This is a genomic window from Sphingobacterium faecium (genome assembly GCF_003054045.1).
Classification (GTDB): Bacteria; Bacteroidota; Bacteroidia; order Sphingobacteriales; family Sphingobacteriaceae; genus Sphingobacterium; species Sphingobacterium faecium.
This window is the reverse complement of sequence record NZ_QBKH01000009.1, coordinates 76159-101584: the sequence shown is the minus strand read 5'-3', so window position 1 is coordinate 101584 and position 25426 is coordinate 76159. Positions and strand designations below refer to the sequence as shown.

The 25426-nt window shown below is 34.2% G+C and carries 22 protein-coding genes; 18 read left to right on the top strand and 4 right to left on the bottom strand.

Annotated elements, in window-relative coordinates:
- Positions 1-8: 8 nt before the first annotated feature.
- The 8 genes from C8N37_RS20815 to C8N37_RS20780 all read left to right on the top strand — a co-directional run bounded on the left by C8N37_RS20815 (position 9) and on the right by C8N37_RS20780 (position 11984).
- On the top strand, positions 9-1499 hold the full coding sequence (locus C8N37_RS20815; protein WP_108160735.1) for a SusD/RagB family nutrient-binding outer membrane lipoprotein: 1491 nt from the start codon (positions 9-11) through the stop codon (positions 1497-1499).
- A gap of 31 nt (positions 1500-1530) precedes the next feature.
- Positions 1531-2160, top strand: coding sequence for a DUF5011 domain-containing protein (locus tag C8N37_RS20810; protein ID WP_108160734.1), 630 nt, complete (start codon positions 1531-1533; stop codon positions 2158-2160).
- Positions 2161-2171: 11 nt separating this feature from the next.
- The gene (locus C8N37_RS20805; RefSeq protein ID WP_108160733.1) at positions 2172-2690 is read left to right on the top strand and encodes a lipid-binding protein; all 519 of its coding nucleotides are present in this window, start codon (positions 2172-2174) and stop codon (positions 2688-2690) included.
- 1225 nt (positions 2691-3915) lie between these two features.
- Entirely contained in the window at positions 3916-7089 is a 3174-nt protein-coding gene (locus C8N37_RS20800) for a SusC/RagA family TonB-linked outer membrane protein (RefSeq protein ID WP_108160732.1), read from the top strand.
- A 20-nt stretch (positions 7090-7109) separates the two neighbouring features.
- Positions 7110-8612: a RagB/SusD family nutrient uptake outer membrane protein gene (locus tag C8N37_RS20795; RefSeq protein WP_170114574.1), complete on the top strand. Its 1503-nt coding sequence runs from the start codon at positions 7110-7112 to the stop codon at positions 8610-8612.
- Between the two features lie 357 nt (positions 8613-8969).
- A complete protein-coding gene (locus C8N37_RS20790; protein WP_186812866.1) occupies positions 8970-10133 on the top strand; it encodes a PDZ domain-containing protein in 1164 nt (387 codons plus the stop codon).
- A 424-nt stretch (positions 10134-10557) separates the two neighbouring features.
- Positions 10558-11352, top strand: a complete 795-nt coding sequence (locus C8N37_RS20785; RefSeq protein ID WP_108160729.1) for a glycoside hydrolase family 16 protein — start codon at positions 10558-10560, stop codon at positions 11350-11352.
- 158 nt (positions 11353-11510) lie between these two features.
- Positions 11511-11984: a hypothetical protein gene (locus C8N37_RS20780; RefSeq protein WP_045753675.1), complete on the top strand. Its 474-nt coding sequence runs from the start codon at positions 11511-11513 to the stop codon at positions 11982-11984.
- Between the two features lie 83 nt (positions 11985-12067).
- Here C8N37_RS20780 and C8N37_RS20775 read toward each other — a convergent pair whose 3' ends face one another.
- The 3 genes from C8N37_RS20775 to C8N37_RS20765 form a co-directional block, all read right to left on the bottom strand.
- Positions 12068-12769 (bottom strand): class I SAM-dependent methyltransferase, encoded by a 702-nt coding sequence (locus C8N37_RS20775; protein WP_108160728.1) that lies wholly within the window; start codon positions 12767-12769, stop codon positions 12068-12070.
- Complete coding sequence (pncB, locus tag C8N37_RS20770; protein ID WP_108160727.1) at positions 12762-13934, bottom strand: nicotinate phosphoribosyltransferase; 1173 nt, start codon at positions 13932-13934, stop codon at positions 12762-12764. The genes C8N37_RS20775 and pncB overlap by 8 nt, the downstream gene beginning before the upstream one ends.
- A 162-nt stretch (positions 13935-14096) precedes the next feature.
- Complete coding sequence (locus C8N37_RS20765; RefSeq protein WP_108160726.1) at positions 14097-15620, bottom strand: DUF6600 domain-containing protein; 1524 nt, start codon at positions 15618-15620, stop codon at positions 14097-14099.
- 257 nt (positions 15621-15877) lie between these two features.
- Here C8N37_RS20765 and C8N37_RS20760 point away from each other — a divergent pair, with 257 nt between their 5' ends.
- The 6 genes from C8N37_RS20760 (at position 15878) to C8N37_RS20735 (ending at position 19991) form a co-directional block, all read left to right on the top strand.
- Positions 15878-16636, top strand: a complete 759-nt coding sequence (locus C8N37_RS20760; protein ID WP_045753671.1) for an MlaE family ABC transporter permease — start codon at positions 15878-15880, stop codon at positions 16634-16636.
- Between the two features lie 2 nt (positions 16637-16638).
- Complete coding sequence (locus tag C8N37_RS20755; RefSeq protein WP_108160725.1) at positions 16639-17412, top strand: ABC transporter ATP-binding protein; 774 nt, start codon at positions 16639-16641, stop codon at positions 17410-17412.
- Positions 17413-17416: 4 nt separating this feature from the next.
- Complete coding sequence (locus C8N37_RS20750; RefSeq protein ID WP_108160724.1) at positions 17417-18421, top strand: MlaD family protein; 1005 nt, start codon at positions 17417-17419, stop codon at positions 18419-18421.
- A gap of 154 nt (positions 18422-18575) precedes the next feature.
- Positions 18576-19271, top strand: coding sequence for an RluA family pseudouridine synthase (locus C8N37_RS20745; protein ID WP_108160723.1), 696 nt, complete (start codon positions 18576-18578; stop codon positions 19269-19271).
- A 121-nt stretch (positions 19272-19392) separates the two neighbouring features.
- Positions 19393-19572 (top strand): hypothetical protein, encoded by a 180-nt coding sequence (locus C8N37_RS20740; RefSeq protein ID WP_244914496.1) that lies wholly within the window; start codon positions 19393-19395, stop codon positions 19570-19572.
- An 11-nt stretch (positions 19573-19583) separates the two neighbouring features.
- Positions 19584-19991 (top strand): DUF983 domain-containing protein, encoded by a 408-nt coding sequence (locus tag C8N37_RS20735; RefSeq protein WP_108160721.1) that lies wholly within the window; start codon positions 19584-19586, stop codon positions 19989-19991.
- An 18-nt stretch (positions 19992-20009) separates the two neighbouring features.
- Here the strand turns inward: C8N37_RS20735 and C8N37_RS20730 are convergent, their stop codons facing one another.
- Positions 20010-20294, bottom strand: coding sequence for a DUF4286 family protein (locus C8N37_RS20730; RefSeq protein WP_108160749.1), 285 nt, complete (start codon positions 20292-20294; stop codon positions 20010-20012).
- 158 nt (positions 20295-20452) lie between these two features.
- Here C8N37_RS20730 and C8N37_RS20725 point away from each other — a divergent pair, with 158 nt between their 5' ends.
- From C8N37_RS20725 to greA, 4 genes are all read left to right on the top strand, one after another.
- A complete protein-coding gene (locus C8N37_RS20725) occupies positions 20453-22339 on the top strand; it encodes an alpha/beta hydrolase family protein (RefSeq protein ID WP_108160720.1) in 1887 nt (628 codons plus the stop codon).
- Between the two features lie 6 nt (positions 22340-22345).
- Entirely contained in the window at positions 22346-24004 is a 1659-nt protein-coding gene (locus C8N37_RS20720) for a sensor histidine kinase (protein ID WP_108160719.1), read from the top strand.
- 13 nt (positions 24005-24017) lie between these two features.
- Positions 24018-24716, top strand: coding sequence for a response regulator transcription factor (locus C8N37_RS20715; protein WP_108160718.1), 699 nt, complete (start codon positions 24018-24020; stop codon positions 24714-24716).
- Positions 24717-24858: 142 nt separating this feature from the next.
- Positions 24859-25332: a transcription elongation factor GreA gene (gene greA, locus C8N37_RS20710; RefSeq protein WP_045753662.1), complete on the top strand. Its 474-nt coding sequence runs from the start codon at positions 24859-24861 to the stop codon at positions 25330-25332.
- The last annotated feature ends 94 nt before the right edge of the window (positions 25333-25426 follow it).

Sequence of the window (25426 nt, the reverse complement as noted above, 5' to 3'; positions counted from 1 at the left end):
TGAGCAAAATGAAAAAAATTATACTGCCTTTATTGGCAATAGCAATAGGAGTCACATCTTGTAAAAAATATTTAGATATCAATGTGGATCCAAATTCACCATCAACGGAAAATGTGACAAGTAATTTGATCCTTCCGGGAGTAGAGATGAACTTGGCTACAAGTTATGGAAACTTTTTCCGTATTCTTGGTGGATATTATTCTGAACAATATGCCCATTTATTTGGTACAAGCAATTATGTAGACTACTCACAGTTTATTACATCTCAAACACGTTCAAGTGGCACATATACTCAGCTTAATACACGTGTGTTAAACAATTTGCAAACAATCCGCGAGAAATCTGTAGCAACTAATAGTTGGGGAGATAACCTTGCTGCGACTACTTTGAGAGCGTTTACATTGCAAGCATTAGTGGACGCCTATGGAGAAACACCTTATTCTGAAGCTTGGAAAAAAGATATCCTCGCCCCAAAATATGATGATGGTGATGCTGTTTATAAGGGTATACTAGCTGAATTGGATGACGCTTTGTCTAAAGTGTCCGATGATACACCAGTAATAGAGTCATTTCTTTTTGGAAAATCGACTTCAGCGGAATGGATTAAATTTGCGAATGCATTGAAATTAAAAATTCTAATGCGCATGAGTAAAGTTCAGGATGTTAAAAGCCAATTGGCAACGTTGATTTCTCAAAATAACTTCCCTGCAGAAGATGTGGCTTGGGCGGGAATTTGGGCAGATGAAACAGGTAAGGCAAACCCATATTATCAAGAGGAATTTGCAGCCTATTTCGGATCTACTCAAAAAAACGTAACATTGAATTTAGCCCTGTCAGCAGTTATGGAGGATTCCAATGATGCTAGGCTGTCTGCTTTTTTTGATAAGAACAAAGATGGTAAGTTTTTAGGTGGAGTCTCAGGGACAAATTACTCGACTTCAAAATTATACAAAGCCGAAAACTTTAACAGACCTGCGATGAGATATGATTCTCCTGTATATCTGATTACTAAATCTGAAGTAGAGTTCTTCTTGGCGGAATACTATGCCAAAAATGGTTCGGCCGCAGTTGCAAAAACACATTATGACAATGCAATTACTGAATCATTCCTTTCAGCTGGATTAAAAGCTTCTGATGCACAAAACGTAATTACTGGCACTTATGCTTATAACAATGCTAATTATGCGAAGCTAATCGGTATTCAAAAATGGGTGGCTCTATCAGGTACAAATAATTTTGAAGCATGGTGTGAGTTGAGACGTCTTAAATATCCAGCATTTGGTACTGTAAATGGAGCTGCTATATATAATGTCGCTAATGATGTTTTTAAACCTGAACTACTTGTTCCCGGAACTTTGTATACACCTATAGATGTGTTTAATACGGTGGGTAATAATCAGCTTTTGCAACGTATTCGTTATGCTCAGAGCTCTACAAATGCAAATAGTAATGCTCCAGCCGTTAAACCAGATAAAGAACCGGTATTCTGGGCGAAATAAAATTTGGTTATAGATTTAAATATACAAAATAATGAAAAGATTTATATATAATATTATTCCTTTTATGCTTGTCTTGCTTTTATTTCATGCATGTAAAAAGGATGAAACAACTGGGGGGGGGACTCATATTACAACCTATCCTGTTCTGACATTAACTGGTGATGCGTATCAGTCTATGGTCGTGGGTGGAAAATATACTGAAGCTGGAGTGACGGCAAAAGAAGGTGATAAGCCACTTGAAGTAAAAATTGCTGGTTCTGTGAATACTGCGAAAGAAGGTATCTATGAATTGAAATATAGTGCAATAAACTCGGATGGTTTTCCGGGATCTATTAGCCGTTACATAGCAGTATTATCAGCGGCTCCAAAAGGAGATCTATCTGGCAATTATTCATATCAGGCCAATGCGGCTTACTCGAGTACTATGACCAAATTAGCTCCAGGATTTTATAGATTCAGCAATGTCTGGGGTGCATCAACTATTCCAGTATTTGTATTATCGACTGATGGAATTAATGCTGTCGTACCAGAGTGGGCATTAAGCGGTTTTGGACCGGCTGTTGGTTCTGCTGTGATGAGTGGAAATATTTTAACTTTCAAAATTACATTACTTGCTCAAGCTACAGCACCAAACACTCCAAGAATTTGGGTTAAAAAATAAACTGAAATATTATGAAATTAACAAATAGAGTATTAATATTTTTTCTTACAGCTACAATAAGCTTTACCTCCTGTAAGAAAGATGAGGTTGAAGGGACAGCTACACAAGAAACTGCTGGTGAATGGTATGTTACAGCCGATGCTGTTAAGGCTGACGGTTCTCTCGTTGAAAAGGACGTGTACGGTTTAGGCCATTTTAAAATAGGTACCTACAATACAGTAGAGAACACATCTGATAAAATGTGGCTGGATGATTACGATAATTTTTGGACATTTAAAGGTAAAGTCGATCTAAATTTATCGGATAAATCTTTCTCTGGAAAGACAATTAAGAATGCCGCTGCTGAAGGAGACGAGATTACATTTGATATTACAAATGGTAAAGTACTAAAAGGCGCTGCAAAATATCCAAATGGAACAGTTGCAGATAGTATCGTATTTGAAGTTAAATTTAGTGATGATAGTCCAACAGGATTTGATCACTATAGAATTTCAGGTGTTAGATATTCAGGTCTAGTTGAGAATGACTAATTATTTGATTTAATATTTAATTAAATCTTAAGGGATTGTCTATAACACAATAGACAATCCCTTACTTGTTTTTTATACGGAATCGATGCAAGGTGTCATTCCAAGCTATACAAACTCAATTTAAGCAGACATCGAATTATATAAACTTTAAATTGAAAAAATGCTAGCTTTATGAAAGTATAAAATGTTGTTTCCGCTTATTCATTTTTTTTATGCTTTCATCAATGACACAGCATCCTTTAGTTTAATTTGTATTATCTTTTTTGGTATTTTGTCTATACCCATATACACTTTGATAGAAATAGTCTCCCAATTACTAGCATATTTGCTTTTCCTAGTTCTCTTAGGACAATTACAATTAATTTAAATAACAGTATGCAAGCTTCCTTTTTATATTTATGTATATTATTTCGTAATAACCCTACAGATTAATGAGGTTTAAGTTTAAACGATATACTACGAATAAAGAAAAATGAATATAGAAAGTCTCTAATTGTATAATCTTTAAAAATTTAAGCTTAATTTTAGGATTTAGAAATTTGATATTTTAATGCTGATCTATATTTCTAGGTAATCATTAATCTATAGAAAATGTACTCATCACAACCTAATCTCAGCCGATGCGGAAGTTGCAGTTTATTGCATTTCGTATCAATATTTATTATTTGTAAACTTAAACTTTATTATAGCTGTAATCGATCAATTACTCTCAAATTTCTCATTATGATGAGCATTTCTTTATTTCGAACGATTAATTTATGCTTTCAAGTTATCATACTCTGAGTTTTATGATATCATTTTTGAATCATAGGAATGTTACATTCGCTATTAATTTTCAAAAAATAGTAATAAAAATTCATGTGTTTAAACTTACTTGCATGCATTTTTTTAATGGTATAAAGATTTTAATTGCAAAAATTTGCTAATTTGAAATAATGTTTTAACTTTGGTTTTAACATTATTTAACACTAGGCAGTACGCAGATATTTTAGATAATTTGCAATTCGCCGTTTTGAAAAGTACTCTAACAGTATACATTCGTATTTCTTCTTAAATATTAACACTGGTCAAATGCATGAGAGAATATGCAATCGATTGCGTGGGGTCGATTGCCGATGAATTGTTTGATTGTAATGTAAAGTATTGCCTGATAGTTGTTTAGAAAACAAGATTGCTTAACCAAAGTCTTTTTTAGGACTTTACACACTTAAATAAATATAAACATATGAAACAAACATTACTCAGTTTTTTTGTGGGTAGTATGATTCTGACTTCTGTTGCATTTGCGCAAGAGAAAAAAGTTAGTGGTCGTGTAACAGGAGCTGATGGGAAACCATTGGTTGGTGTGACGATAGCTGTCCAAGGATCTAACCAAGCTACTCAAACAGATGCGAATGGAAATTACTCATTCTCAGTGCCTACAGGAAAGGTTATTGTTTTTCGATCAGTCGGTTTTTCAGATAAAACATTAATCGTTAAAGAAGGACAATCTTCATTTAATGTTACATTGGATAATTCCGATAATGCTTTAGATGAAGTTGTAGTGGTAGCGTATGGTACAGCTAAAAAAACAGAAATTACTGGTTCTGTTGCAACTATTGGTTCTAAAGATTTAGAGAAACGTACTGTAACAAATATTACTAATGCATTGGCGGGATCTGCTCCTGGTATTTCTGTTAATGCAGGAAATGGTCAACCCGGTACAGGGCCAGCAATTCGTTTAAGAGGTTTTGGTTCAATGTCTGCCTCAAGCGCTCCACTTTATGTTGTCGACGGTTCAGTTTTTGATGGTAATATTGGAGATATTAACAGTTCTGATGTTGAAAGCATATCGATATTGAAAGATGCCACTTCAGCGGCATTGTATGGATCAAGAGCTGGAAATGGTGTGATAATTATTACTACTAAAAAAGGTAAAGGTGCACCAAAATTGAATGCGGGTTTTACACAAGGTATTTCGAATAGAGGAATTCCTGAATATGACCGTGTTGGTACAATGGATTATTATCCAACAGTTTTTCAAGCTTTGAAAAACTCATATATGTTTCCAACAACAGGAAAAGGTTTATTAGAATCTGATGCAGCCCTAAAAGCTAAAAATACAATTTTCTCGACTTTGATGTATAATCCATTTAATGTTGATAATAATGAAGTCGTAGGTTTAGATGGCAAGATGAATCCTGATGCATCACTTAAGTACGATGATTTTGATTGGTACGATAAAATGTTGAGAACAGGTAAGCGTTCAGATGCAAATTTAAGTGTAAGTGGGAGTGCTGAAAAAACGGATTATTATGTTTCTTTGGGTTATCTGAAAGATGAAGGATATGTAATAGGTTCTGATTTTGAAAGATTTAATGGTCGTGTAAATTTAAATACAACGGTAAAATCTTGGTTAAAAACTGGGGTTAATTTATCTGCAAGCAGTTCAACCGGTAGTGTAGCTTCTGATGCATCAACTAATTCAGCTAATTCGTTTATTAATCCGTTCAACTTTATACGTGGAATAGGCTCAATATATCCTGTACATGCGTGGGATGCGACTGGAAAAGCTGTTCTAGATCCTATTACTGGAATCCAAATGTATGATTATGGTATGCATGCTGGTTCAGTCAATAGACCTAGTGGTGCTTCTCCTGGCCGTCATGTAATCTATGAAACTATGTTAAATCCTAGAGTGAATAAGAGAAATCTTATTGGCGGTAGAGCATTTGCGGAGATTAAATTTTTAAAAGATTTTACTTTTACGCCAACATTCAGCATTGATATAAGAAATGGTAGTAATAGCATTTATTATAATAATCTTATCGGAGATGGAGCTACATTAAATGGATCGGGATATGAACAGAATTCGACCACTAAATCTTATACTTTCAATCAAATTCTATCTTATCGTAAATCGATTAATAAACATAATGTCTCCGCTATTTTAGGACATGAAAATTACGATTATAATTATCATGTATCTTCTGCTGAGAAAAGAGGAGTTGTGTCAACCGGTATTTATGAATTTAATAATTTCGTGACGCCATTTTCTATAGCCGGATATACGAATGAAAATAAGATCGAATCTTATTTCTCGAAGGTATCCTATAATTTTGATGAAAAATATTATTTAGATGGTTCAATTCGCCGTGATGGTTCCTCTATCTTTAAAAAAGAAAATCGTTGGGGTACATTTTTCTCATTGGGTGGTGCTTGGGCATTAAGCAAAGAAAATTTTATGAAAGATGTATCTTGGGTTGATGACTTGAGATTGAAAGCATCATTTGGCCAGGTTGGAAATAATAATATTTTAGATGAAAACGGAGATCCAAATTACTATGCTTATCAAGCATTGTACCAATTAGGATCGAATAATGGTGCTTTTCCTGGTGTCATTATTTATAGTGCTCCTAATCCCGATATTACTTGGGAAACATCTAATACTTTTAATATTGGAACCAATTTTTCATTTTTTAAGGGTCGTTTGACAGGTGAGTTGGAATTTTATAAAAGAGGTTCTGATAAATTATTAATGAATGTGCCTCTGCCTACTTCAAATGCATTTGAATCACAAATTCGCAATGTTGGGGCAATGTATAATACTGGTGTTGAATTAACATTGGCCGGAGATATCATTCGTAAAGAAGACTTTAGCTGGAATTTATCTGCAAACTTTACTACTTTTAAAAATAGAATTACAAAAATGCCAGATGAAAATAAGGTCGTTACAACTGGAACTAAAAGACGTGAAGTTGGAAAAGATTACTATTCTTTTTGGCTTAGACAATATGCAGGAGTTGATGCTTCTGATGGATCGGCACTTTATATACCAGCGGAAGGAACTGCAGCAGCAAATATTAGAACTGTCAATGGTAAAGATTACGTTGTAAATCAAACCCATGCTAAATTTGATTATTCAGGTTCAGCGATTCCAGATTTCATGGGAGCATTTACGAATACCTTTAATTATAAAGATTTCTCATTATCATTCTTAATCACTTATCAATTAGGTGGTAAGGTTTATGATAGTAACTACGCTGGTTTAATGGGAACTGCAAGTTTTGGAAAAGCTTATCATGCAGATGCATTAAACGCATGGACAACAGAAAATACAACAAGTGATATTCCAAGGCTTGATGCGTCAAATTCTGCAAATATTAATGCCGCTTCTAGCAGATGGTTAATCGATGCAAGTTACATCAGTTTTAGAAATGTGAATTTTTCTTATTCTTTACCTAAAAATCTGTTAAGTAAAATTGATGTAAGTTCTGCTCGTGTTTTCTTCGCTGGAGAAAACTTAGGTTTAATTTCTAAGAGAAGGGGAATGAACCCGTCTGAGGCATTTGATGGAACTAACTCAAGCACTTACTTGCCTAACAGAATGTTTAGTTTGGGTATTAATTTATCATTGTAATTTTTAGATTTTTAATGAAAATGAAAAAGACACTTTTATTATCTACTCTTGCAACCGTTTTATTATTTTCAGGTTGTAAGAAAGATTATTTGGAAACAGCACCTACAGATAAGGTTGGTCAAGAAAATATATTCACAAGTACTGCAAATGCCAATACAGCAATAAATGGGGTATATCGTTTCATGTTTGAAAGAACAACAGTTACAACATCTAATGTTCAAAATAAACCAGGAGTCGGAGGTATATTGCTATCGATGGATTTTATGGGAGAAGATTTAGGTATTAGCGCTGGAAACTGGTTTACGAGTACAGGAGAGGGGAATTGGGTAGCTCATAGAGCTGATAATCATCAGGTTAATTACTTTGTTTATCGTACGTTTTATAAAATCATAGGTAATTTAAATTTTATTATTGATAATATTGATAACGTGACAGGTACACCTGCTGAAATTGCTAGAATAAAATCAGAAGCATTAACAACAAGAGCTTATTGTTATTCTTATTTAGTACAATTGTACGGTAAAAGATACGATGCTGCAGTAAAACCAAATGCCCAATTGGGAGTTCCTTTGTTATTATCAAGTAACGACTCCGCTAAACCACGTGAGTCTGTTGAAGTGATATATCAGGCAATTATTAAAGATTTGGAGGATGCCATTGCATTAAATACAGCTACGAGATCGAATAAATCTCAAGCTAACGTTGATGTAGCTTTGGGTTTACGAGCTCGCATTGCTCTAACAATGCAAGATTATCCGAATGCGATTTTATATGCTAAAAAGGTTATTGATGAAAACAAGTATCCTTTAATGAATCAAGAAGTCTATGTAAAAGGATTTAATGACGCTAGTGTTATGTCTGAAGTTATGTGGGCGGCGATGCCTTCGGCTGACCAGGGAGATGCATTTGGTTCGTGGTTTGCGCAGATTGCATATAATGCGAATACTTCTTATATGAGAGCTAATCCAAAGAGAATTAATTCAGTTTTATACGATCAGATCTCTTCTACGGATGTCAGAAAGAAAATGTGGGAACCGAAACCTACAGCTGCAAACTTTCCTTTGCCTACAACAGCTTTTGCTAGACAGGATTATATGAGTAGAAAATTTTCTATTAAGGCTGATGGTGGAACTTTAGGAGATGTAACATATATTCGAAGTGCAGAAATGCATTTAATTTTAGCAGAGGCATATGCTAAAAGTAATCAAACTTCTTTAGCTCAACAAGCATTATTTAAATTGGTTCAAGCAAGAGATGCTTCAGCTACTATCTCAAGTAAAACCGGTACAGATTTAATTAATGAAATTTTAACAAACAGACGTGTTGAATTGTGGGGTGAAGGTTTTAGATTTCTTGATCTGAAAAGATTAAATCAGCCTTTAAATCGTACTGCAGTTCCAAATTATGTTTCGGCATCTGTAGGAGATTTAATGGATGTACCTGCTGGTGATCCAAGATGGCAATTTTTGATTCCACGTTCAGAAATGGAGTCAAATCCAAATATCGGATCTCAAAATCCATAACTGATCGATTAATCATAAATCATATCAAAATAAAAGGGGGAGCTATAGCTCCCCCTTTTATTTTGATATGATTTATTGAACCGGATTCATTTTTAGTTGGTCTATTGAGGACTTTTGGTGAAATCAAAGCTAGTTTATTTAGTAGTTCGGATTATTCTTTCTTTTCCCTCTTTTTTTGGTATATTGTCTATACCAATATAGACTTTCATGAAAATAGGCCTCCTATTGTTGATATGTTTGCTTTTCCAAGTTGCTTTTGGGCAATCAGGGTTTGTTTTGCATAAAAACAAGAAGCTAAGTTTCCCCTTTATATTTGTGCATAATCTCGTTATAATACCTGTAGAGGTAAATGGTTTTATGATGAATTTTCTGCTCGACACCGGAGTAAAAGAAACAATGGTCTTTGGCAAGTCTCTAGGTGAAGTCGACAGTACAATCTTTAAAAATAAGTTTCAGGGTCTTGGACGGAATGCCGGTGTGGATGGTATTTTAGCGATCAATAATCATGTGATCGTTGGGAAAAAAATGGAAGATATAGATCATCCTATTTTTATTTTAGATAATGAGCATATTGATATATCATCACGAATTGGTGTCGAGGTCAATGGGATATTGGGCAGTCGCTTCTTTTCAGACTATAGAATTGAATTTGACTTTTTGAAAAAGAGAATAAAAGTATTTCCTAATGAAAATACCCCAAAGTCATGGTCAAAGCTAACGATATTAGCCATTGAGGTTATCGGAAGTCGCCCATTTGTTAAAATTTCTGTACAGCAAGATAATCTGGAGATTAATGGTAAAGCACTTATCGATATGGGAAATAGTGATGCGGTATTGTTATTGAAAAATAGATTGAAAGATTATGAAGTTCGCCCCCCCTTTATCTCGGATTATATCGGTCAGGGATTTAATGGTGAAATTTATGGTTTGCGAAATCGGATAAAGAAATTGACCATAGGTCCATTCCAAATGTCATTTCCACTGGTGGCTTACCCAGAGTTTGAATCCGTTCAAAATGCAAAGATCGTAAATGAGAGAATTGGATCTATTGGCAATGAGTTGTTACGGCGGTTTAAAATTATTTTTGATTATCCCAATAAACAGATTTATCTAAGTAAGAATAGAAATTTTGATAAATTTTATTATTTGAATATGAGTGGTTTAGAAATTGTACACAACGGAATGAAATGGGAAAAGCAGGAAGTACCAGTTACATTAAAGCGTGATGATAGTAAGGATATTAATTTTAATAATAAACTGCAGTTTAAGTTTGTGTTAAAACCTTTATTTAAAATCGATATGGTCAGGGAAGCTTCTCCTGCTCAATTGGCGGGTTTAAGGAGAGATGATAAAATTTTAGCTGTCAATGGTAAAAGTGTTTCAGCTTACACACTGGAGGATTTGACTAATTTAATGAAATCGGAAGAAGGCAAAGAAATCACAATGAAAATTGAACGAAATGGAATTAAGATAGATGTTCGCTTTACATTACGCGATCCACTACCTTTTGTACAGAATTGATTTTCTAGCAAATAATTATATTTTTTGAAATTAATCAGCTGTTGAAATCTGTTAGTTAACCAAACAAACTATTGGAATAGAAAAACAAACTATTTTTATTACAGTCGCTGATCATAGTAGAATAGATAAAGATCCATTAGCAGAAGTAGAAATACCATTTATTATGATTGTTTTAAAGAGTGCCACAAGGTGAAATTTAATTTGCTCATGTTTATTGATGATCTTGTACCTACATTGGGCTGTTTACTGTTAGCGTCTCAATGAGAAGTTTAGAGAGATAAACCTCATAAATGATTTCAAATATAATAATTGGCTAACTGGTTCACATACTTAATCATAATAGAAGTGTTTTTAAGTAATTTTACATATATTAATGCAATTTTTTATGCAGATGACTAATTATTTTATTCTATATTTTACATGCATGGCATTTTTAACTTCATGTCAAGTTAGCAATCGCTTAAAAACACATCCACATGTGTTTATACAACATAAGGGTCGTGAAGCAAAAAAATGGAAATTGATCTGGGAAGATCATTTTAATGGCACTTCTATGGATACGACAAAATGGAGTAAAATACCCGCAGGCGAGTCTGATTGGAATAGACATATGAGTATGGATACTGCCTGTTTTGCAATGGAAGATGGTAAACTGATTTTGAAGGGCATTAATAATTCGGATTCGTCCAGAGATTCCCGTCCTTTCTTAACAGGTGGTATTTGGAGTAAAGGAAAGTTTGCCTTTCAATATGGTCGAATTGAAATACGCGCTAAGCTTGGTAGTGCACAAGGAGCATGGCCGGCTATGTGGATGCTTGCTGAATTAGATAAATATGGCAAGTATCCTAAAAATGGAGAAATTGATATTATGGAACATCTTAATCATGATTCGATCATCTATCAGACAACTCATTCCTATTATACATTGGATCTCGGAAGAAAAAATAATCCGCCACATTCCGGAACAGCTAAAATCAATGCAGCTGCATATAATATATATGGCATAAGCTGGTATCCTGATCGGATTGTATTCCAGTTAAATGGTAAAGATACGTTTACATATCCTAGAATTACTGAATTAGATCAAGCACAATGGCCATATGACCAACCTTTCTTTTTATTAATAGATCAACAATTAGGAGGTAATTGGGTCGGGAAAGTTGATTCGAAACAATTACCCGTGGAAATGCTGATTGATTGGGTGAAAGTATATCAGTAATTTATTATTCTTCACCGCATGTCCAACGGTTTACTGTGATACATTTTTTATATAAACGGGAAATTGAAAATAGCAATTTGGTGCTATAAATAATTTCTTGCATCTTTAATAGCGTTCAGACTATAATTATTTGAACGCTATTATTATAAAACCATTTTATGAAAAACCTAAAAAATCAAAAGCTGCTAGTCTTGTTGTCCTTTATTTTGTGTACCTCTTGTTCTAAAAAAATAGATAAGGCAGTCGAAAGTGATCAAAACCTTTCAGGAACCTATCGTTTAATTGAAAGTAAAACCATCAAAGGAGGGGATACTATTATTGCTTTTTCAGATACATTAAAAACAGAGATGTTTAAAATGTTCAATGAAAATCATTTTTCTTTCTTTAATCACGACAAAGAGAAGGGCAAAGGAAAAGATCCTTTATTTGTTTCTGGAGGTGGAACTTATACATTAAATGGTAACAAATATCAAGAACGACTTCAATACTGCAGTATGCGAGATTGGGAAAATAATATCTTTGATTTCGAATTGATTCAAAAAGGAGACACCCTCATTCAAAAGGGAGAAGAAAATCTTCCAGAATTAGGAGTGAAGCAGATTATTATTGAAACTTATATCAAATTCAAATAAGGTAATATTTGAATTTGATATAAGTTTCATGATAAAAGAACAGAGGCTATTTTAATAGAGTCAGTTTTGGATCGCAGCAGATGCTATTTTCTTTTTTCCATTCGAACTAAATATTGGTCATGCTCATCTTCAAATAAAATTTGAACAACCCAGTTCAATTCATGAGCAATGTTAATGAGCATTTTTTGGTCCATATATAACCACTTAAATTTCTCTCCAAAATTTCCTTGATATTGATATTGGTAATTAATTTCTCCAAAATAATGTTCTGGACGCTTTATTTTATACTCTTCATAAAGATAATCAATATTTGAAGTATCAAAAATAAGTTGACCTCTTGAAGTCAATAATGATTCAGCATGATGTAATAATTTTTTAAATCCGTCAATATCTCCAGCCAGTCCAATCCCATTCATTAAGAATAAAAGTGTATCATATTGCTCACCTTTAAATTGATAGAAGTCGGTATGATGGATTTTTTGAACACCCCGTTGCTGCATGATTTGGCATGCAATATTCGATATTTCTAAAGCCTCAACATCAAAGTTTTTGTCTTGTAAATATAAGGTGTGACAACCAGCACCAGCACCAACATCCAAAACACGACCGTCACATAGAGAAAGTGCGATAAATTCTAATTCAGGGATCTCTTCTTGGTCACGAAAAAATATATCTACCGGCATTTCTTCAATATCTCCATAACTACTATGTAAAAGTAGAGGAGCTATCTCTTTTTGGTGAAGGTAATAATCATTTAAGGCTTCGCCGTATATATCTCTAGTCATGTATCATTAATATTTGTTTTGCCAATTTGATCGTAGCGAGGTCTCCTGTGTTTTTTTTAGGTTCATCAGATAGTTTTATGACCTGAGTCCATTCGTCATCCTCGGGCTGAGTTTCAGTCATCTTAATCACGATGTTCATTTGTTTTAATCCCACATCGTTAGTGAAATTTGTTCCAACTCCAAATGAATACCCAATCTTTCCTTTGCAATATTGTGTAATATGAGCGACTTTTTCATAATCTAATCCATCGGAAAAAATAATAGTTTTTGATAAAGGATCGATTCCCTTATTGACATAATGCGAAATTATTTTCTCGGCAAACTCTATTGGATCTCCACTATCATGTCTTACCCCATCAAATAGTTTCGTAAGTTTCTTGTCAAATTGTCTAAAGAATACTTCTGTTGTATAGGTATCGGATAATGCAATTCCTAAATCACCTCGATACACATCTGCCCAATGCTCTAAGCCTAGTAAATTTGCCATTTTGAATCCATATTTAGCAGCATGAAACATAAACCATTCATGCGCATGCGTGCCGATTGGTTTAGTTTGATATTGCATAGCAAGGTGTACGTTACTTGTTCCGATGAAGGTACCGGCGCCATATTTTTTTAAAGTTTCCACAACAAGTTGATGTACCTGATACGAATGTCGTCTTCTTGTACCAAAATCTGCAATCGTGATGGCCAACTTTTTATATTTCTCAATTTTATTTCTAGCATCAGTGATTACCTGTTCATCTGATAAGCGCTCCTGTTCCGTGACTTCATAGTAAAGCTCACATATTAAAGACATAACCGGAACTTCCCATAGGATGGTACGATACCAATATCCCTCAATTTTAACTTCTAAATCATCACCATTCTGGATAATGGTGATCTCTTCAGGATCATACCGATAGCCTTGTAAAAAGTCAAAATAAGTTGGATCGATGTAGGGACAGTTTTGCGCAAAAAATGTTTTTTCAGCTTTGGTCAATTTTAATTTTGCCATTGCGTCAATTGCTTCTCTTAGTTTTTGATCAAATCCTGGAGGATATTTATGCTGTCCACGATTTATAAATTGATATCGAGCCTTTGCTTTGGGAAAGAGCTTGACAACAGCATATTGCATAGTGAACTTGTAAAAATCGTTATCTAGTATAGATGTAAGTTGAGCCATTCGCCTCGTTTTATTAAATAAATAATGATGTAAATTTACTAATTAACATCAATTTAAGGTAATTGTTCGAAAAATGAAACTTTTGCGCCATGGTATATGGGGAATAAAAAAGAGGTTTGATAATCCAATACCAAACCTCTTTTAAACGAATCTTGTTTTTGTTTATCTGGTGCGCGAACCACTATTTGTGCTACGTGCTGTGCCTGATTGTGATGAACTTCTTTCCACATTGCTGGTTGAAGCTCTACTCGAAGAACCTCTTTCTGCCGAGTTAGATTGCACTCTCGCTGGACGTTCAGTATTATTTGACGGAGCAGTTCTACTACTTCTAGTTTCACTTCCAGAAGTATTTTGTACCCTAGCTGGACGTTCAGTAGTATTCGATGGAGCAGTTCTGCTACTTCTAGTTTCACTTCCAGAAGTATTTTGCACATTAGTTGGACGATCAGTCGTATTCGATGGAGCAGTTCTGCTACTTCTAGTTTCACTTCCAGAAGTATTTTGTACCCTAGCAGGACGTTCCGTTCTCGATTGTTCTACAGCAGGAGGATTACTTGAAGATCGTTCAGTACGAACTGAAGTATTATTGTTTTCAGTTGACGGTACTCTTTCTCTCGTATTTCCTGTAGTAGTTGTATTCGTTCTTGTCCGACTATTACTGTTATTTCCATTATTATTTACACGACTGTCTACATTTTGTGTTCTATCCACAGTATTGCTATTATTTCCAGAACGCTCAGTTGTTTTATTCCCTGTGTTTGAGTCTGTGCTTGATCTTACGGTCGCATTTCCACTATTGTCAATATACAATTCGCGGTTACCTCTTGTACTGGTCATGTTATCTCTCGTGGAGATCACTCGATCATTTCTATTTTGTAAGGTCGTATTGTTGCTTCTTGTACGAGATGAAGCTTCAGCAACTCGGCTTGGTCTTGCATCTGTTCTAGAGTTACGATCCACATTTGGGCGGTACATATCAACGCTACTTCTAGTCACACGTGATGCTCCTGGTCTTCCTGCATCGTTGATACTTCTTACATTAACACGTCTACCTGTACTTCTTTCAATATCCGATCTTCTTGGACCACCATAATAGTTTCTATTGTTAATAATAACCGTATTGTGGATAATTGTCGTATTATTATAAAAATTATTATAATTTCTAGGATGTACATAGTAACGGTCTAATCTATTACTATAAATGTTAGATGATCCAACAAATACCCATAAATTCATAGGTAGGTTGATCGAGATATTTATTCCCAAAGGTGCCCAGCCATAATAACCAGATCCCTCTCTCCAATTTACCCATGCAGGTCCCCATTCATAATCTGGAATCCATGCCCAACCATAATTGTTATTGTATTCCCATCTTCCATAGTGGAATGGTGCCCAACCCCAAGAATAGTTCGATACCCAGGTATTGCCATATTCAGTCATAGTCCAATATCCGTTAGTAGAATAAGGTTGAAAATTAGGACCTACATCAGGAATCCATATATAGCCGTAAGTACGATCGTTTACCCAATCACCATAGGGAGCTAATTCATCATAAAATGTTTGAAAAGATACACCACTATTATAATTGGAGTATCCACGTTGCGCTATGGATGACTTTGGAATCGCAAAAAATAGTATAGTAAATACTGCTATAGCGATTAGTTTTATATGTTTAACTTTATTCATGACAATTCAATTTTATAAATTGTGAAATTATAGAATCTTTGTAGGTATGACATGTTGAATTAGCAAATGGTTTAATCCATGGTATGTTTTTTGATGAAGGCAAAACTTTATGGAGATTATTTTGTTGTTTTCTAGGATTATAAGAAAGCTTAGTCTCAAAGTAAGTGATTATGGGATGATAATAATTACCTATTTTTTGTACCTTTATCCCTTCATTCGTGTTATAGAATTATTATACACAGGAAATATTTATTTTAATGTTAAATAAACTTCGATCATTTTTTACTGAATTTGCAAATATTCATCGTTTCTTACTTCGATTTTGGCGCGAACTTGTTACGCCACCATATGAATTTAAGGAAATAATACGGCAATGTTTTGAGATAGGCTGGAAATCCTTGCCCTTGATTAGTGTAACGGGCTTTATTGTCGGGTTTGTTTTTACAAAACAGTCACGTCCTTCATTGGAAGAGTTCGGAGCTACCTCTTGGTTGCCTTCTTTGATTTCTATTGCGATCGTACGTGCTTTAGCACCTTTAGTGACAGCATTAATTGCTTCAGGTAAAATCGGTTCGCAGGTAGGAGCAGAGTTGAGCTCTATGAATGTGACTGAACAGATTGATGCCATGGAGGTATCGGGGACCAATCCATTTAAATTCTTAATCGTTAGTCGCATCATCGCGACAACAATCAGTATCCCTATTTTAACTTTTTATGTTGCAGGAATTGGACTGCTAGGTGGATACCTGAGTTTGGCATCCAAAGATGATTTAAGCTTTTTAAGTTTCTTTACGCAAGTATTTGAAACCATTGGCTATCAAGATTTATGGGCGATGGTGTTTAGAGCTGTCGTATTTGGTTTTACAATTGGAGCAGTAAGTTGTTATTGTGGATATTATTCCTCAAAAGGGACAGAGGGTGTGGGTAAAGCAGCTAATGCTGCGGTTGTTGCCTCTATGTTCTTAGTTTTTATTGAAGAGATTATTATTGTACAAATTTTAGCGATAATAAATTAGGTATGGAAAAAGCTAAAACACATATTGATTATCAGGATGCTGTTATTACCCTACGTGGAGTCAGTAAATCATTTGGTGAAAATCATGTTTTGAAAAATGTAGATCTAGATTTATACCGTGGAGAAAACTTAGTCGTATTGGGACGATCAGGTACAGGTAAATCAGTCCTGATTAAGCTTATTGCGGGTTTATTGAAGCCAGATAACGGAACAATCGATGTTTTAGGGATTTCGGTCAACGATCTAAGAGATCATGATCTCATGAAGCTCCGTTTAAAAATTGGATTTTCATTTCAGAACAGTGCTTTGTACGACAGTATGACTGTTCGGGAAAACTTGGAATTTCCATTGATACGTAATAAAAGAAATCTGACAAGAACAGAAATTAATAAAGAAGTAGAAGATGTATTGGAGGGTGTAGGGTTATCACAAGCGATTAATCAAATGCCTTCAGAATTATCAGGAGGTCAACGAAAAAGAATTGGTATCGCGCGTACATTGATCTTACGTCCAGATATTATGATGTACGATGAGCCTACTGCGGGATTAGATCCGATCACTTGTTTAGATATCAATAGTCTAATCAATGAAGTCCAGCTGCGTTATAAAACCTCATCCATTATTATTACACATGATTTAGCTTGCGCGCGATCAGTGGGTGATCGCATTGTAATGCTATTAGATGGGAAATTTGAGAGACAGGGATCTTTTAAAGAAATATTTGAAACAAATGATGCGCGAGTTAAAGCGTTTTATGATTATAATTTTATTGTTTAATTAAATGAGCAAAGCAGAAAATAAGAGAGCAGTGATAGTTGGACTATTTGTTTTTATAGGATTAGCTATTCTGATTGCGGGTATATTTATACTGGGTAGCCAGCAAAAGAAATTTACAAAAACCTTTGAGATTACGACATCTTTTCCTGATGTCGCTGGTTTGAAAGTGGGGAGTAACGTTTGGTTTTCAGGAGTTAAAGTCGGTATTATTAAAAATATCCACTTTAAAAACTTACAAGATGTAGAAGTCGTGATGACTATTGAAGAAAAATCTGCTGAATATATCCGTAAAGATGCCATTACCAAATTGGGATCTGACGGTCTTATTGGTAATAAGATTATTGTGATATCGGGTGGTTCTCAAAATGCACCTTCAATCGAAGCGAACGACTTTCTTCGTTCGGCAAAAGCTGCTGATATGGAGGCAATGATGGAAACTTTGCAGTTAAATAATCAGAATCTGGCAAAAATTACTACAGATTTCGTAGAGATTTCACGCGGGTTGGTGGAAGGTCGAGGAGTGGTTGGATCTTTATTGACCGATACCGCTTTAGTATCATCTTTACAGCAATCCTTACGTTCGATCAGTCAAGTGATGGCGAGCGCAAATACAGCGACTTCAAATCTTGTTTTATTGACTGATAAATTAAATTCTAAAAAAGGTTTAGTACACGATTTGGCAACGGATACCGCAGTATTCGCAAGTTTAAGATCATCGGCAGCGCAGTTACAGGGGGTATCTCAAACGGCTAATGCTTTGATGACAAACTTAAATGCCGCATCAAATAAATTAAATAATAAAGATAATGCTATCGGTACATTGATCAACGACCCTACAGTTGGCAATGAACTCAGAGAGGTCGTACGGAATTTAAATACAAGTACAGCTAAATTAGACCAGAATATGGAAGCTTTGCAAAGTAACTTCTTGCTAAGAGGTTTCTTTAAAAAGAAAGAAAAAGAAACAAAAAAGGCTAATCAGCAAGCACTGAAAGATTCGATACAATAGAATATTATATTTTAACAAAAAGTAAAGGACAATTTTCATGTAAAATTGTCCTTTACTTTTTTTCGGTATTCCGATTAGCTGTATCTTTGTTTTAATAATCAGCAAATCACTTAGTCTATAAATTCTGATTATAGAAGGATTTTATTTTATTTAAATGCATTATATTACAGATAAAGATGTTATATATGAGGATAATCACCTCATTGCCATCAATAAAAGAGCAGGGGATATTGTTCAAGTAGATGATACAGGTGATAAGTCTTTAGAAGAGATGGTAAAGGAATATTTAAAACATAAATACCATAAACCTAATGAGGCTTTTCTAGGCGTTATCCATCGTTTGGATAGACCTGTTAGTGGATTAATTGTTTTTGCCAAGACAAGTAAATCACTAGAGCGTATGAATAAATTGTTTAAAGATCGACAGGTAAAGAAAACATATCTTGCTGTGGTCAGACAAAGGCCATTGGAACCCGCTGGAAAATTGATTAATTGGCTTGTTCGGAATCGAGAAAAAATGGTAACTAAAGCATTCAACAAAGAAGTGAAAGAAAGTAGTTATGCCGAATTAGATTATTCCTTGATCGGCGAGTTGAATGGGTTTCACCTGTTGAAAGTAGAGCCATTGACTGGACGCACCCACCAGATTCGAGTACAATTGTCCACTATGGGCTGCCCCATCGTTGGAGATAATAAATATGGTTATCCTAGAGGTAGCTCAAAAGGAAGTATATGTTTACATTCCAGGTCGCTGACTTTTATGCATCCAATCAAAAAAGAAATGATGACATTAAAAGCTCCATTACAAGCTGATGGCTTTTGGGAGAAATTTTCAAAGTTTAAAGACTAGATCTCATCGGTATTTTAAGTATCTTTGTAATATGAAAATGTTTAAGTATTTGCTAGTTACATTGTTTTTGATTTGTACAATTACTGTAACACCTCTTAGTTCAGTACAGGCTCAATGCGCTATGTGCTCTTTAAATGCCGAAAACTCGACCCAAAATGGCAATACACAAGGAAAGGGCTTAAATGATGGCATTTTATTTTTACTTGCGATACCCTATTTAGCAGCAGCTGGATTAGGGTTATTATGGTATAAAAAATTTCGCACCTCAAAACTGAATAAATCGCAAGAAAAAATCCTCTAAACTAAAAATATATGCCAACATCTAAAATTCATGCATTGATCCATTCAAAATGTCCAAGATGTCATGTGGGAAATATGTTTGAAGGATCTGTTTACGGTTTTAGCAAGCAGAAAACAAAGGATGTATGTTCCGTTTGTAATTTGACGTTTGAAATAGAACCAGGTTATTTTTATGCAGCTATGTATGTTAGCTATGCGATGTCAGTCGCCGAAGTAGTTACTTTTGCACTCGCAACTGCTGTGCTTACTGGCAGTGAATCACCTTGGACTTACATGTTAGTGCTTTTCGCAACGATTATTATCTTTGCGCCCTTCAACTTTCGTTATTCAAGGTTAGTATTGTTGCATTTTATGACTCCTAAAATTAGTTATGATCCAAAGTGGGAGCTGATCGAAGAAAATATAAAAAAGGAGCGATAGTCATTATCGCTCCTTTTTTTATAGATATTTCATCGTACTATCAAAAATGAAAGCTTTATCCTTATACTTAGATAAGATTACATTTTGTAAATGGATCAAATGATCTTGCTGAAATTGAGCAATATCATCCTCTGAAGGTACCTGAATCTGTAAACAATATGTAATTCCTTCATGCGGAGAATGAAGCATTTCTAAAAAATGAGGATTGAAACTCGTGTTTGTTAGCAGATTTTCTTTAATCCAAGAAACTATTTCCTGATGTACTGATTCTTCTGATATAATGGATATGTTATATAAATACATAAAGACAAAAATATAAACTTTAATTGCCTTATTGAAATATATATTATTTATATTGATATGCAATAAAATCAAGATGTTCTTGTAAAAATAAGGTTGCACATGATTTGTTATTGGCATTTAATTTTAATCTTTGATTAAGTTGACGAATGAGATTGTTTATGCGCGCACACATTATATTATCTATAGTAATTATCACACTTCTGGGTATGGGCTGTTCTGAAAATAGAACAGAGCGAATACCTATTGAAAGTTTTTTCTCAACTCCTGAAAAAACTTTTTTTAAAATCTCTCCCGATGGTAATTTTATAGCATATATAGGTTTAGATAATCATTGCAAAAATATATTTTTATTAAATTTAAACAATCGAGATAGTTCAAAACAACTCACCTATCAAAACGATATGAATGTCAATAGTTTTGTGTGGGGGGACAATGAAGAAATTATTTTCTCCATAGAGCAGGCTACTAATGATAGTTTAAGATTGTATGCGGTCAACATTCTTACTGATGCGATTCAACCTTTAATAAAACCTATGAAAGCAAAATTTCGTTGGGTGCAACCTTCAAGATTATACGATAAAGGCATTATTGTAGCGATCAACAATCGTGATTCTTCTACTTTTGATCTTCATAAATTATATATTGATGGACGCAAATCTGAGGTTATCTTACAAAATCCAGGAAACATCAATTCTTGGTACATCTCCAATGATGGTCAAGTAAGACTGGTCATGGCCAATGACAGTGTAGAAGAGTCCTTGATGTATCGCGCAGATAATCTTCAACCTTTCCATCAAGTCCTAAAAAATGATTTTGGATCGACTATTATACCCATGGGGTTTGTGAAAAATTCAACCACAAATATTTATGCGCTCTCCAATATCGGCAGAGATAAGCTCTCCTTGATAGAGTATGATTTGGTTGGAAAAAGAGAAGTACATGAAATATTTAGCAATAAGGAAGTTGACTTAGATTGGGGGGACTATTCCCATTACACGAATGAGATGAACTATGCATCTTATACCGTGTCCAAAAAGAAACGATATTTTTTCAATGAAAAAGTTGCACAAATTTTTAAAAAGATATCTGAAAAAACCAAAGGTTCAGAATTTGATGTTATTGATGTCGATGCCCAATTTGATAAAATTATAATCCGAACCTATACAGATACCAATCCAGGAGCGATTTATTACTTCGACTGTCAAGATAATGATCTTCATAAGCTTACTGACAATAATCCCAATTTGAAAGATCGTGATTTATCCCAGACAGAATTTATAAAGTATCAAGCACGAGATGGTAAGATCATTACCGGATTTATTACCTATCCATTACATGAAGATCGAAAAAATCTTCCAATGGTCGTTCTTCCTCATGACGGACCCAATCAACGAGAAGTGTGGGGTTTTGATCATGAAGCACAATTTTTAGCTAATCGAGGGTATGTGGTTTTTCAAATGAATTATCGAGGTTCAATAGGTTTTGGAAAAGAATTTTGGTCAGCTGGATTTAAAGAATGGGGAGGTAAGATCCAAGATGATATAACCGACGGAGTGAAATGGTTGATCCGAGAAGGAATCGCCGATAAAGATAGAATTGCTATCGTTGGGAAAGGTTTTGGTGGATATTCAGCATTACATGCAGCCTGCTTTAACTCCGATATGTATGCCTGTGCAGTATCGTACTCCGGCTTTACAAACCTATTTACTTATTTTAGAGATATTCCCCCATATGTAAAACCTTACTTACAAAAGTATTATCAAATCATTGGTAATCCTGTAAGGGAATCCGGTATGTTTAAGCAAATATCTCCTGTATTTCACTCCAATCGCGTTAAGATACCCGTATTGCTAGCACAAGGAGGAAAAGATAGATTTAGTTCAGTAACAGATGCGAATCAATTTGTACAAAAATTAAAAAATAATAATATCCCGGTTCAATATATTTTAAAAGAAGAAGAGGGTAGGACCTTTAAGAAGGAAGAAAATATTATTCAATATTATCAAGAATTAGAAAAGTTTTTGGATAAATACATCGGTAAATAGTGGGTGATGAGAGAAACAAGTTATAATTATCGTAAGAATTTTGGGTTACTTTTTGTTTTTTTCGCCTTTGTTACCTTGCTATATTTTGTTGTTGTTTTTGCCGCTCGTAATTATACGATTAATCATGTTGATAATGAATTTACCAATCGCAAATCAGAAGTCTTTGATTTGACATTAGTACCTTTCAATGATTTTTTTCAAAATCGTGTTCCTGAAGTTTCTTTTTATCAGGGATATCTCGATTCTCTGGAAGCCGGTAAATATGCTTATAGCGTCTTAAGCTCCTATCCCTTTGTCAAAGAAATAGCATTCTATGATATGCTATTTAGTAATGATGTCAATGCTTTGGCAGGCTTTTCGATCAATGGATTAAATATTAGGCCTAAAACATTATCCATATTTACCATCAATAATCGAGGCTTAAATAAAAGATATATCACTAAGCGCGAAGAAATGGGACCATTCAATGATGAGTTGAATAGTATGGGTATCAAAATAGCCAGTTATATTGACAAATTACAGTCAAGTTCCAAATTGACAGATCGCGATATTCTTCGAGTTTTTTATGCTACCCAACCCGGCAGAATAACCTATCTCAATATTCCAAGGATCAATGATTTATTGGTTTATAAAGATATTATGGATACAAAATTAGATCATATCGTAAATTATGAACAGGATATGTTTGTTTTTAACGTGGATCCGACCTTATTGGAGGTTAAAAATATCTATCCAAATTTGTATGAGCGTATTGAAGTTGTCCCAATTGTCAGGGCGCCAATCACCTCAGATGTGAAAGAGTACGTCACAGAAATGCCTTTGCCAGGTGCTTTAGCAGATTATAAATTATTATTTCATTCGGGAGAGTCATTTATTTCCAAAGAAGTAAACCGAAGCTTTTTCCCCATAGTGCTTGGTATCTCACTCGTATATTTGATTTTACTAGTGATTTTATACTTAATATATAGGAATTTAGAAATTAATGGAAGATTATTTAAATTACAGTACGATTTTATTAATAATCTGACACATGAATTCAAAACACCAGTTAGCGTCATTAAAATCGCAGGGAATAACATTAAAAGTGCACCATATTTATCCGACGAGGAGCGTATTATGTATGGTAATATATTGGATCAGGAGTCTGATCGGTTAAACAATTTGATGAACAAATTATTGTCTTTCAGTCAAATTGAAAATAAGACCATCAAGTTTAAAAAAGAAGAAATTGATTTGAATTCTTTTGTTGATAATATCGTTGCTTCAACGCAATTGAAACATGCAGATTTCAAAATTTCAAAAGAAATTAATGTCAAGTCAAGTTTACTTGCAGATCCCGTTTTATTAACTAGTGTATTTCAAAATTTGATCGATAATGCTTATAAATATTCTGATCAAAAGAGGAAAATATTAGATATTAAAATACAACAAAATAAAAAGAATTTTGTTATTATCTTTAGGGACGAAGGAATAGGAATAAATAAAAGTGAGTTTTCAAATATATTTAAGAAATTCTATCGCATAAAGAGTCAGTACAATCAACAAGGAAGTATTGGTTTAGGTTTAGCCTTTTGTAAAGAGATAACAGAATTTATGGGAGGAGAAATTTCTGTAAAAAGTGAAGTAGGTAAAGGAACTACCTTTACACTCATTTTTTCAGTTTAAAATATAATTAATTATGAGCAAAGAAATAACTGTAGCTGTTATTGAAGATGATGAAAATCTACGCTTTTTAGTTCGTCACAGATTAGAAACGGAAGGATACAATGTTGTTCAAACGGGGGATGGAAATGAGGCTGAAAAGTTGATTTTAGAAAAAAGACCAGATGTTGTATTATTAGATTGGATGTTGCCCGGTAAAGAAGGTAATGAGATTTGTGAAAATATTCGAAAAGCAGGATTTGAAAACATAGTCATCATGATGACGGCCAAATCTCAGGATATTGATAAAATTGAAGCCTATAGCTTTGGGGTGACGGATTATATCAGTAAGCCTTTCAATATGGATGTATTGATCGCTATGATCGAGAATAAAGTTCGCTTCTTTTTGCCTAAAAATACACCAGAGGTATATCATTTTGGTAAGACGGAACATCAGCCCAATATCCACTCATTAATTAGAGATGGTAAAAAGATTGAATTGACAATTTTGGAAAATAGAATTTTATTGCATTTTTTACAAAATGTCGGTAAAGAAATAACACGTGAAGAATTAATGGAAGTCGTATGGGGGTATAGCTCTAATGTTAATACCCGTACACTGGATATGCACGTCGTTAGACTAAGAAAAAAGATTGAAAAAAATCCAGATAAACCACATTACTTACAGACTGTTAGGGGGTTAGGTTATCGATTTGTGGATGATGAAGAGAATTAATGTGAATTAAGAAGTTAGAATTTGTTTTGTTCAAAACAATTCTTACCTTCGTATTACATCGAACGAGACCATGTTATCTGACAAGGATAACATGGTCTTGTTTCATTTTGAAAAAATAAGATAAAAATAAATAATAATAATTATGGCAGAAGTAACTTATTACACCGCAGAGGGATTACAAAAACTCAAGGACGAGTTGCACTATCTTAAAACTGAAGGAAGAAGCCTGATCTCAAATGCAATAGCAGAAGCTCGAGACAAAGGTGATTTATCTGAGAATGCAGAATATGATGCTGCAAAAGAAGCGCAAGGTTTACATGAAGCGAAAATAGCGAACTTGGAAAACACATTAGCTGGGGCAAGATTGATTGATGAATCGAAATTAGATACATCAAAAGTATTAGCACTTTCTATTGTAAAGATTAAAAACAAGAAAAATGGCGCTGAAATGACTTACCAATTGGTGTCTGAAACTGAAGCAGATATGAAGTTAGGTAAGATCTCTGTTAAATCTCCGATTGCCAAAGGTTTACTGGGTAAATCTAAAGGTGATGTAGCCGTAATAGATGTTCCAGCAGGTCAGATCGAATTTGAAATTATCGATATTTCAAGATAAATAATGACGGTTATGTGCGGTTTTGCCATAACCGCATATTATTAAAACGTTATCATACAATTTAAAGGTTGCATTACAAGCAGCCTTTTTTTAT